The 10,894-nt window shown below is 68.4% G+C and carries 9 protein-coding genes and 2 pseudogenes; 9 read left to right on the top strand and 2 right to left on the bottom strand.

Features of this window, described 5'->3' with window-relative positions; translation table 11 throughout:
• A pseudogene (locus ACFY3C_RS31060) lies at window positions 1–100 on the top strand (IS481 family transposase); the annotation flags it as partial.
• A gap of 304 nt (window positions 101–404) precedes the next feature.
• Here ACFY3C_RS31060 and ACFY3C_RS31055 read toward each other — a convergent pair.
• Both ACFY3C_RS31055 and ACFY3C_RS31050 read right to left on the bottom strand, forming a co-directional pair.
• The gene (locus ACFY3C_RS31055; RefSeq protein WP_390773126.1) at window positions 405–1,226 is read right to left on the bottom strand and encodes a hypothetical protein; all 822 of its coding nucleotides are present in this window, start codon (window positions 1,224–1,226) and stop codon (window positions 405–407) included.
• A 3-nt stretch (window positions 1,227–1,229) separates the two neighbouring features.
• Window positions 1,230–2,111 (bottom strand): alpha/beta fold hydrolase, encoded by an 882-nt coding sequence (locus ACFY3C_RS31050; protein ID WP_390773125.1) that lies wholly within the window; start codon window positions 2,109–2,111, stop codon window positions 1,230–1,232.
• 327 nt (window positions 2,112–2,438) lie between these two features.
• On the opposite strand from ACFY3C_RS31050, the gene ACFY3C_RS31045 reads away from it, so the two are divergent.
• The 8 genes and pseudogenes from ACFY3C_RS31045 (at window position 2,439) to ACFY3C_RS31010 (ending at window position 10,555) form a co-directional block, all read left to right on the top strand.
• Window positions 2,439–3,638: an acetyl-CoA C-acyltransferase gene (locus tag ACFY3C_RS31045; RefSeq protein ID WP_390773124.1), complete on the top strand. Its 1,200-nt coding sequence runs from the start codon at window positions 2,439–2,441 to the stop codon at window positions 3,636–3,638.
• A 63-nt stretch (window positions 3,639–3,701) separates the two neighbouring features.
• Window positions 3,702–4,328 (top strand): HAD family hydrolase, encoded by a 627-nt coding sequence (locus ACFY3C_RS31040; RefSeq protein WP_390773123.1) that lies wholly within the window; start codon window positions 3,702–3,704, stop codon window positions 4,326–4,328.
• 77 nt (window positions 4,329–4,405) lie between these two features.
• The gene (locus ACFY3C_RS31035) at window positions 4,406–5,959 is read left to right on the top strand and encodes an AMP-binding protein (protein ID WP_390773122.1); all 1,554 of its coding nucleotides are present in this window, start codon (window positions 4,406–4,408) and stop codon (window positions 5,957–5,959) included.
• Between the two features lie 32 nt (window positions 5,960–5,991).
• Window positions 5,992–6,684, top strand: a complete 693-nt coding sequence (locus tag ACFY3C_RS31030; RefSeq protein ID WP_390773121.1) for a TetR/AcrR family transcriptional regulator — start codon at window positions 5,992–5,994, stop codon at window positions 6,682–6,684.
• 193 nt (window positions 6,685–6,877) lie between these two features.
• Window positions 6,878–7,696, top strand: a complete 819-nt coding sequence (locus ACFY3C_RS31025) for an SDR family oxidoreductase (RefSeq protein ID WP_390773120.1) — start codon at window positions 6,878–6,880, stop codon at window positions 7,694–7,696.
• Window positions 7,693–8,415: pseudogene (locus ACFY3C_RS31020) on the top strand (enoyl-CoA hydratase-related protein); the annotation flags it as partial. The gene ACFY3C_RS31025 and the pseudogene ACFY3C_RS31020, both read left to right, overlap by 4 nt.
• Before the next feature lie 87 nt (window positions 8,416–8,502).
• Window positions 8,503–9,771, top strand: a complete 1,269-nt coding sequence (locus ACFY3C_RS31015; RefSeq protein WP_390773132.1) for an acyl-CoA dehydrogenase family protein — start codon at window positions 8,503–8,505, stop codon at window positions 9,769–9,771.
• A 1-nt stretch (window position 9,772) separates the two neighbouring features.
• Window positions 9,773–10,555, top strand: coding sequence for an SDR family oxidoreductase (locus ACFY3C_RS31010; protein WP_390773119.1), 783 nt, complete (start codon window positions 9,773–9,775; stop codon window positions 10,553–10,555).
• The last annotated feature ends 339 nt before the right edge of the window (window positions 10,556–10,894 follow it).

Raw genomic sequence — 10,894 nt, 5'->3', positions numbered from 1 at the left:
AGAATTCCTCCACACCTACAACCACCACCGCTGCCACACCGCACTCGGCGGCCAGCCACCGATCAGCCGCGTGAACAACGCTGCGGGTCAATACAGCTAGTACCTGAAGAAACGGTCTACGCCCAGACCCGGGACATGACGAACCGCTGACCTGCAGCAGCCGGCAAGGATCGCGGCCAGACGCAGGCACACATGTGGTGCGACTACATATTTCCGACGTGGAGTGTGCGAGCGACGCCATGACTGCCTTGCACAACGCAACCCAAGAGACCAGTCGGTGGTGGCAGAGACGGTGTGGGTTGCGTCGTTCGTGCTGGCGTGGCTCAGTGGCCCTCTGGAGACGGGTGAGCCGGTTCCATCGATCGGTGCGAGCCGTCGCTCGTCTTCACGGCATGGGTCCGCGGTCAGCCGAGCTTGAGAAGGCCGGCTTCGACCACTGCGCGGCCGAAGGGGCTCGCGAGTTGGGCGAGACGCTCACAGTCGGGGTCACCCAGGGCGGCGTAGGCGGGAAAAGCCAGGTGGTCGGTGCGGTCCTCGATGTGCCGACGCAGGATGAAGCCTTCCGAGCTGAGGGAGTCGCCGTCGAGGAGACCTCGCTCTCGTAGGCGCTCCTGGGTGCCGGCCCACTCCTCCTCGGGCCATGCGCGGCTCGCTTTGAGGAAGTCGGCGGGAACCTCACCGGTGGCGGCGTGCAGAATCAGGGCTTCCAAGCCCCCGACGCCCTCGCTCAGCAGGCACGCGACATGGCCGTCTCCACGGAACTCCCGGAGCAGCGTCTGGGCGTGCCACAGCTGCAGCACCGGCTCCTCCGGCCAAGGCAGTGCGGCATGCGCGGCGAAGAGCGGGCGGCCCTGGGCTTGTTCGCAGGCCGCATCGGCGGCTCGGCGGGTCAGCGCCAGGACCTCGGCCAGGTCGGGCAGCTCGTGGATTCCCGCCCGCCGCAGGGCTTCGCCCGCCGCGGCGTACCGCGCGTCCAGCACCTGCTGCGGTGTCGTCGTGTCCCAGGCCCCGTCGACCGCCTGCCGCACGAAAGCGGGATTGAAGTTGTAGAAGGTCGCGATGACCAGGTCGGCGGACGCTCGGCCGAAGGCGGCGCTGCGGGAGGTGAAGTAGCCGGCGCGTCCGCTCAGTCCGAGGTCCGCGTACCGTCGCCTTGCCTCGGGTACGAAGTAGATCATGGCGTGTACGGGCTCGAGTCCGCGCCAAGCCGCGCGCGCTGTCTTCATGGGCTACCTCTTCGGAGAGTCGGCGAATGGGATATGCGCTGCGGTTCCGTACCAGCCGTGCGCTCGCAGGTGTGCGAGCAGCAGGCGGCTCAGCGTTTCGGGCGCTTCCTCGGGGACCCAGTGGCTGACGCCCTGGAGGGTCTCGAAGCGGTACGGCCCGTTGACCCACCGTCCGGTCTCCTGTGCCGCCGCCGCGCCGAACGCGCTGTCCTGCGTGCTCCAGATGTACAGCGTGGGCACGTCGATGATGCCGATCGTGCCGTCGGGGCGGCCTGCCCGGTACCAGTTCAGCGCGGCGGTGAGAGCGCCTGGCTGGGACAGGCGCCGCACATAGGCCTCGGCACTGTCCTGTGGGACCTTTTCGGCATAGAAGGCGCGGAGCACCTGGGCATCGTGGGCCAGCATGCGCTCCTCGGTCGCGGGCGTCTCGCGCCAGTCGATCATGTATTGCGAGCGCTTGCGCTGGTCCTCGTCGGTGCGCAGGGCGGTGGCCAGAGCGCCGGGATGAGGCGTCGAGGCAACCGCCAGGGTGCGTACGCGGCCGGGATGGGCGTCAGCGGTCCACCAGGCCACCGCGCCTCCCCAGTCGTGGCCGACTAGGTCGAACGCCTCCCAGCCCAGTTCCTCCGTGATCGCGACCACGTCGTCGACGAGAAGGCTGATGCGATATTCCTCGGGCCGCTGGGGCCGGGCGCCGGGGGAGTACCCACGTTGGTCGGGCGCCACCACCCGGTAGCCGTGCGCGGCCAACGCCGCGATCTGCCGTTGCCACACCAGCCCCGTCTGCGGGAAGCCGTGCAGCAGCAGCACCGGACGGCCCTCGGGCGGACCCGCCGCGATCGCGTTGAACACGCCCGCGCCGGTGGAGATGCTCAGCTCGGTCACGATCCACCTCTTCATACCGACTGGTCGGTAGCCTTCAGGTGGAGAGGCGGGCTGTCAAGGTCGTGAGCGCTTCCCGGCGGCGGTGGACTGCTTGGTTGAACATGACGCCGGATTCAACTATAACCGGACCCGGAGGACGACTCCCGTCCCCCTGGGGCCATGGCTCATGCCATCGGTCACCGGGTAGACGGTCAATGAGCCCTCACCGCGCCGCATTTGGCGTTCGGCACCGACTACCGGCATCGAGCCCGGCTCACGGAGCCCGGAATACCGCTCGCGAGGCTCTGGGGCGAAGCGACCCGGACCAACAAGAAACAGTGAGGCGACATGAGGGAAGCAGTCATCATTTCGACGGCACGGACGCCGATCGGAAAGGCTTACCGCGGCGCGTTCAACGACACCCAGGCGCAGGAACTTGCCGCCCATGCCCTGTCCCACGCCGTGGAGCGCGCCGGGCTCGAGGGAGGCGAAGTCGAGGACGCGATCTTCGGCTGCGCCGTGCAGCAGGGGTCAGCCGGTTTCAATGTCGCGCGTCAGGCCGCTCTGCGTGCAGGGCTTCCGGACACGGTGTCGGGGATGTCGATCGACCGGCAGTGCTCGTCGGGCCTGATGGCCATTGCGACTGCCGCCAAGCAGATTGTCGTGGACGGCATGCAGATCGCTGTCGGCGGCGGCGTCGAGTCGATCTCCCTGGTGCAGAACGAGCACATGAACACCCACCGCATGTCGGATCCCTGGCTGGTCGAGCGCAAGCCGAGCATCTACATGCCGATGTTGCAGACGGCGGAGATCGTCGCCGAACGGTACGGCGTGAGCCGGGAATGCCAGGACGAGTTCGCGCTGGTGTCACAACGACGCACCGCTGTGGCGCAGGAGGCCGGCCGGTTCGACCAGGAGATCGTCGCGCTCAATAGCGTCAAGAAGGTGCTCGACAAACAGTCCGGGGAGGTGCGGCACGAGGAGGTCACCCTGACCCGGGACGAGGGCAACCGCGCGTCGACGACGCTCGAAGGCCTGGCCGGGTTGGCGCCGGTGCTGCCCGACGGCCAGGTGAGTGCGCATGCCAGCGTGACGGCGGGCAACTCCTCGCAGTTGTCGGACGGGGCCTCGGCGTCGGTGTTGATGGAGTCGAGGGAGGCCGAGCGCCGCGGACTGGAACCGCTGGGTGTCTACCGGGGTATGACAGTCGCCGGTTGTGGCCCCGACGAGATGGGCATCGGGCCGGTGTTCGCCATTCCGAAGCTGCTGAAGCAGCACAACCTCACCATCGACGACATCGGCCTGTGGGAGCTCAACGAGGCCTTCGCTTCTCAGGCGTTGTACTGCCGTGACGAACTGCACATCGACCCGGAGCGGTTCAACGTCAATGGCGGCGCGATCTCGGTCGGTCATCCGTACGGAATGACTGGTGCCCGGCTGGTGGGGCATGCCCTCATCGAGGGCAAGCGCCGCGGTGTTCGGTATGTGGTGATCTCGATGTGCGTCGGCGGCGGCATGGGCGCAGCCGGACTGTTCGAGGTCGCCTGAGCCCGGCATCCCTGCCGGATGCAACCCAACTACGAAAGAGGCGTGGATACCGTGTCGAACGCGGTGGACAAAACCCGAACCGCGGTCCTGGTGGACTTCGGCGGGGTCATCACCTCCAGTGTGCTGCGGGCCTTCACCGACTTCGGCGCCTCCCTCGGCGGCGACCCGCGCCTGCCGTTGGAACTCCTCGGCCGGGACCAGCCGTCACGCACCCTCCTGGCCGACCACGAGTGCGGCCGGATCGACGCCGAGGCCTTCGAGCGAGGATTTGCTGAACGTCTCCGCGTCCACGGCGCCGACGTCGAAGCCGAGGGGCTCACGGCCCGGATGCAAACGGGCATGTCGATCGACCAGGACATGCTCGCCCTACTCGATGATCTTCGAGTCGCCGGCCATCCCGTCGCACTCGTGTCCAATTCGTTCGGTACCGGCACCTACGACGGCGTCGACCTCGCCGGCCTCGCCGACGTGGTCGTCATCTCCGCCGTGGTCGGGATCCGCAAGCCCTCCAGACGGATCTACGCGATCGCATGTGAACGTCTCGGCGTCGCCCCCGAGGAGGCAGTCATGATCGACGATCTGCAGCAGAACCTCGACGGAGCGGCGCGGATCGGAATCGCCGGCGTGCTGCACACCAGCGCCACCGACACCCGTCGCCAACTCGCCGAACGCTTCGGGATCAGCGCCTGACCGATCGACCGAGTCGACTGATCGGCAAGGGGAAAGAGCCGCACCGTCAGCTGCCCACATCTAGGAAGGCACCGTCCATGGCCAGCGTTTTCGATCCTGTGTGCCGCCACGCGGCCGCCAGTCCCGACAACATCGCGCTGCGCGGCGCAAGGGATCAGTGGACCTATCTTCAGTTGCGCGAGGCGAGCGTGCGGTACGCGGGCGCACTGTCCGCCGCGGGCCTGTCTCCTGGGGACCGAGTGCTTCTCGCAGCGCCGTCGGTGCCCGAGTTCGTGGTGGCCTACCTCGGAATTCAGGCCGCGGGCTGCGTCGTGGTGCCGGTCAACACGATGTCCACCCGGGCCGAGGCCGAGTACGTTCTCGGCGACGCCGGATGCTCATTGGCGATCGCCTGGCACGCTCTCGGCCCCGCCGTCGCGGAGGCGGCCGCGGCGCTCGAGGTGTCCTTCTGGACGCTGTCCCCGGGCGCGTCGGTCGCCGGTGCGGCCCCTGCCCGTGTGGTCGACCGGGACCGCGACGAGACCGCGGCCATCCTGTACACCTCGGGCACCACGGGGCGGCCGAAGGGGGCCCAACTCACTGTCGGGAACCTGTTGTCCGCCGGGGAGATCGGCGCCGAGTGCAGCCGCGCCTCGAGCGCCGACCGTACCGGCACCGGGCTGCCGCTGTTCCACGTGTTCGGCCAGGCATCGGTCATGATGGCGACCTTGACCGTGGGCGGCTCGATGTCCTTGCTGGCCCGATTCGATCCGGCGTCGATGCTGGAGATGCTGCGCCGTGACCGGCTCACCATCATGGCCGGCGTACCGACCATGTGGAACGCGCTGCTGCACGCGGCGGGCGATGCGAACCCGGCGGACTTCGCCGAACTCCGTGTCGCCGTCTCCGGCGGCGCCTCGCTGCCCGGGGAGATCGCCCGAGCCTTCGAGGCCCGCTTCGGCTGCACCATCCTCGAAGGGTACGGGCTCACCGAAACCACCGCCTTCGGCACCTTCAACGACCTTGAACGCGGCGCCAAGACCGGGTACACCGGCAGGGCGGTCCCACGGCTGCAGGTTCAGGTGCGTGACGACAACGGCAACGAGTGTCCGCCGGGTACCGTCGGCGAGGTCCACATCAAGGGACCCACAGTGATGCGCGGCTACTGGAACCGCCCCGCGGACACCGCCGCGGCCCTCTCGTCCGACGGCTGGTTCCGCACCGGTGACCTCGGTGAAACCGACACGGACGGCGACCTGCGCATCGTCGACCGCATCAAGGACCTGATCATCCGCGGCGGTTACAACGTCTACCCCGGTGAGGTCGAGGAAGTGCTCTACGAGCATCCGGACATCGTCGAGGCAGCCGTGATCGGCGTGCCCGACGAGCACTACGGCGAGGAGGTCGCCGCGCTCGTCGCCGCCCGGCCCGGTTCCGAGCTCGGAGCCGCCGAGGTGTCGGGTTGGGCGCGAGAGCGGCTGTCCGCCTACAAGATCCCGCGCATCGTCCGGTTCGTCGACGCGTTGCCCAAGGGCCCGACCGGGAAGATCCTCAAGCGGTCCATCGACCGTGCCGGTCTGACCCGAGACACCGCGCCCTGCCACGTTGCCGCCCCCACGGAACACCTCTCCTCCGGCGGACGCAGTTTGTGACCATGGCGTCGGATTCAAGTACAGTTTCCGCGATGGACACCACCGCGCCCGAGGAGATCGACGGCGAGAAGGCACCCCCCATGGCGCCCCTCTCGCACCTTCGCGAGCCTCCCACGACGAAGCGCGGAGCGCGGACACGGGCCGCTCTGGTGAAGGCCGCGCGCAAGGTGTTCGAACGGGACGGCTACCTCGACACCCGCCTGACCGACATCACCAAAGAGGCGCAGTGCGCGGCGGGATCGTTCTACACCTACTTCGCCAACAAGGAAGAGGTGCTTGCCGCCGTCCTCCTGGAGGCGCAGGAGGACATGCTGCACCCCGGCATGGCCCGGGTGGAGGGTACCGACGATCCCTATGCGGTACTCGAGGCGAGCAATCGCGCGTATCTGCAGGCATACAAGCGCAATGCCAAGCTGATGGCGCTGCTTGAGCAGGTCGCGCAAGTGGAGCCGGAGTTCCGTAGGTTCCGCGGCCGGCGTGCTGACGCGTTCATCCGCCGCAATGCCCGCGGCATCGCCGACCTGCAGGCGCGGGGCGTCGCAGACCGTGAGGTCGATCCGATGCTGGCCTCCCGTGCGTTGTCGGGCATGGTCAGCGTCATGGCCTACAACGCCTTCGTGCTCGGCGAAGGGCAGGGGGAAGGCGCGCCGGTGGACTTCGAGGAGCTCGTGTCCACGGTCACCCGGCTCTGGGCGAACGCCCTGCGGTTCCCTGACCACCGCTGACCCGGCAGCCTGAGCCGGGTCGAAGCCCGCCGCTCACGGCCGTTCGCCGGTTGTTTCTCTCTTTCTCCGTCCCCTGGATCAGTGGGTCATACGTCCCCGGGTTAGGTGCCGTGCGCCCGCCTATTGAACTTGACGTCGGATTCAACTATAGGTGGGACGGAGCACGGTCCCACCATCTCGGAGAGGGTTCGCTGTGAACGTTGCAGAAAGAGTCGCCATCGTCACCGGTGGTGCCGGCGGCATCGGTAGCGCGCTGGTCGCGCGGCTCGTTCGCGAAGGTGCCCGGGTCGTCGTCGCGGACCTCGACGCGGACAGCGCGCGGGCGGTGTCGGAGAGGGTCAACGCCGACCATCCGGTAAGCACGGTCAGCGCCGGCTCGGACGCGTCGGACACCGCGCAGATCCAGCAGCTGATCGATCTGGCGGAGAGCACGTTCGGTCCGGTCGACCTCTACTTCGCCAACGCGGGTATCGCCGGGGCACCCGGCCTCGACGCGAGCGAACAGGACTGGGTCCTCTCGATCGACGTCAACCTGCGCGCCCACATCCGTGCGGCAACACTGCTGGTGCCGCAGTGGCTCGAACGCGGTGAGGGCTACTTCGTCAGCACCGCCTCGGCCGCTGGGCTGCTCACGCAGATCGGCTCCGCCACGTACGCCGTCACCAAGCACGCCGCAGTCGGCTTCGCCGAATGGCTGAGTGTCACGTACGGCGATCGCGGGGTCCGGGTCAGCTGTCTGTGCCCGATGGGGGTGAACACCCGGATGCTGTCCGCCGGGAAGGACTCCGGGGACGCGCTGGGGCGAGCGGCGGCGCAGGCCGTCACGTCCGCAGGTGACGTCCTGGAGCCGGCCGAGGTCGCCGAGGCCGTCCTTGCCGCGATCGCGGACGAGAGCTTCCTGATCCTGCCGCACGAAGAGGTTCTGGACATGTACCGGCAGAAGGGCGCGGACTACGACCGGTGGCTGCGCGGGATGCGGCGCTACCAGAGCTCCCTGCTGGGGAAGGCATGACCGACGCGCCGGGCGAGCTCGTCCTCGCCGAACACCGCGGGCCCGTACTGGTGCTCACTTTCAACCGGCCCGCCAAGCTGAACGCCTGGACCGATGAACTCGAAGACCGCTACTTCGCGCTCCTCGACGCCGTCGAAGACGACCCGGACGTACGCGCCGTCGTGGTCACCGGCGAGGGACGCGGATTCTGCGCCGGAGCCGACCTCCAGCGGCTGCAGGCGGTCGGTGAGATCGACGAGGTCTCCGCGGCGGACAGGGCGCGACGCCGGCCGCGCGACCTGCCGCTGACCCTGCGCAAACCGCTGATCGGCGCGGTCAACGGGGTGGCCGCGGGCCTGGGCATGGTGGAGGCGCTCTACTGCGATGTTCGCTTCGGTTCGCCCTCGGCCCGGTTCACCACGGCATTCGCGCAACGTGGACTGATCGCCGAGTACGGGATCTCCTGGCTGCTGCCCCGCCTGGTGGGGCACAGCCGGGCCACGGACCTGCTGCTGTCGAGTCGCATGGTGGACGCGGAGGAGGCACTGCGTATCGGACTCCTCGACCACCTGGTCCCCACCGGCAGCGTGGTCGATGCGGCCGTCGCGTACGCCGCCGATCTGGCGACACGCTGCTCGCCGGGGTCCATGGCCACCATCAAGGGCCAACTGCACAACGACGCGGGCGGCACCTACGCCGACTCCGTGACCCGGGCGGAGAGCCTCATGCTCCAGGCCTTCCGTGGGGCCGATCTCGTCGAAGGCGTGGCCAGCCACCTCGAAAAGCGCCCACCGAGTTTTCCTTCCCTACCCCCGTCAGGAGTGCAGATGTCCCTGTTTGAGACGTCGGACCGCGCCAGGAAGTACCAGGCGGATCTGGTGGAGTTCATGGACTCGCATATCTACCCCGCCGAGTCGGTGTACCACGAGCAGATGCGCGCGTCCGGTGACCCGCACTTCCATCCGCCGATCCTTGAGGAACTCAAGGCGGAGGCGCGGCGGCGCGGGCTGTGGAACCTCTTTCACCCGCACCCGGAGTGGGGGCCGGGGCTGACGAACCTCGAGTACGCGCCGCTGGCGGAGATCATGGGGCGCAGTCACATCGCCTCCGAAGCGTGCAACTGCAACGCTCCTGACACCGGCAACATGGAGGTGCTCACGCTGTTCGGCAGCGACGAGCACAAGGAGAAGTACCTCAAGCCTCTGCTCGACGGCACGATGGCCTCGGCCTTCGCCATGACCGAGCCGCGTGTCGCCAGTTCCGACGCCACCAATATCGAGTTGCGGATGGAGCGCGACGGTGACGAGTACGTGCTCAACGGCCGCAAGTGGTTCGCGTCCAATGCCCTGCACCGCAACTGCAAGGTGCTCATCGTCATGGGGAAGACGGATCCCACCGCTGCCCCACACCGGCAGCAGTCGATGATGGTCGTCCCGATCGACGCCCCCGGGATCACCGTGATGCGCGGCCTGCCGGTGTTCGGCTACCAGGACCGTGAGGGACACGCCGAAATCGACTTCACCGACGTACGGGTGCCGGCCAAGGACCTCCTCAAGGGCGAGGGAGAGGGTTTCGCGATCAGCCAGGCCCGGCTCGGGCCCGGTCGTATCCACCACTGCATGCGGGCCATCGGCGCGGCCGAGCGCGCGCTGGAGCTGATGTGCCGGCGCGCGCAGTCCCGGGTGACCTTCGGCAGTCCGGTCGCCGAACGGTCCAACATCCAGGACTGGATCGCGGAAGCGCGCATCGACATCGAGATGATCCGCCTGCTCACGCTCAAGGCCGCGTACCTGATGGACACGGTCGGGAACAAGGAAGCGCGCACCGAGATCGCGGCCATCAAGGTGGCCGCCCCGAACATCGCGTTGAAGATCATCGACCGCGCGATCCAGGTGCACGGGGCGGCAGGAGTGACCGAGGACTTCCCGTTGGCGATGATGTACGCGCAGCTGCGGACACTGCGGCTCGCGGACGGTCCCGACGAGGTCCACAAGCGCGCCATCGCCAGACATGAACTGCGGCAGTATCGCGACGGGGCCACCGCGGCTGTCAGCGGCACGGGCAACCGCGGCGACCACAAGGCCGAGGTGAGCTGACATGGCAGGACTGGATCTCACCGGTCGCACCGCCGTCGTCACGGGTGCCTCGCGCGGTATCGGGCTGGCGATCGCCCAGGCCATCGCCGCCGCCGGCGGAAACGTCGTCCTCACCTCCCGGTCACAGGAGGCGGCGGACGCCGCCGCGGCCCAGGTCAGCGGTACAGCGGTCGGCGTCGGTGCGCACGCGGTCGACGAAGAGGCGGCCCGGCGCTGTGTCGATCTGACGCTCGATCGCTTCGGAAGCCTGGACATACTCGTCAACAACGCGGGGACGAACCCGGCCTTCGGGCCGGTCATCGAGCAGGACCACGGCCGGTTCGCCAAGACCTTCGACGTGAACCTGTGGGCTCCCGTCCTGTGGACGGGTCTGGCCACGCGGGCCTGGATGGGCGAGCACGGCGGCGCGGTAGTGAACACCGCGTCGGTCGGCGGCATGGCCTTCGAGGCGAACATCGGTCTGTACAACGCGTCGAAGGCCGCACTGATCCACCTCACGAAGCAACTGGCCCTGGAACTCTCGCCGAAGGTCCGCGTCAACGCGGTGGCACCGGGTGTGGTGCGCACGAAGCTGGCCGAGGCTCTGTGGAAGGAGCACGAGCAGGCCGTCTCCGCAGCAACGGCACTCGGACGCATCGGGGAGCCTGCCGACATTGCCTCGGCGGTCGCCTTTCTCGTCTCTGACGCCGCGAGTTGGATCACCGGCGAGACGATGGTGATCGACGGCGGCCAGCTCCTCGGCGACGCGCTCCCGTTCAGACGAGGAGCCGGCATCGGCTTCTAGGCCCTGTCGTCAAACTCTCGTCTGCCGCGCGACGCCATGCACGCTCCCCCAAGCTCTTCGAGCAGGGGGTACCCCCACTCGCCGCACCGGGCCCTGCCCCAAGTACATCCAGTACGAGGGTCAGGGCCCGGCACTCCCCCAAGCTCTGCGAGCAGGGGGTACCCCCAGAGCACGCACCTGACGCCGCGCGGCCCGCCCTTCGGGCGGACGACGGGAGTTTGACGACAGGACCTAGCGCCGGACATCGTCGGAATCGACGCCGGGCGGTGAATCGCTTCTTCAAAGCCCTCGGCGTCGACTTCGCCAGGCCGCCTGCGCCTGTCCTCGACCGGATCGGGC

It is taken from the genome of Streptomyces sp. NPDC001410, from assembly GCF_042895235.1.
GTDB lineage: Bacteria > Actinomycetota > Actinomycetes > Streptomycetales > Streptomycetaceae > Streptomyces.
This window is presented reverse-complemented; position numbering and strand designations above follow the sequence as displayed.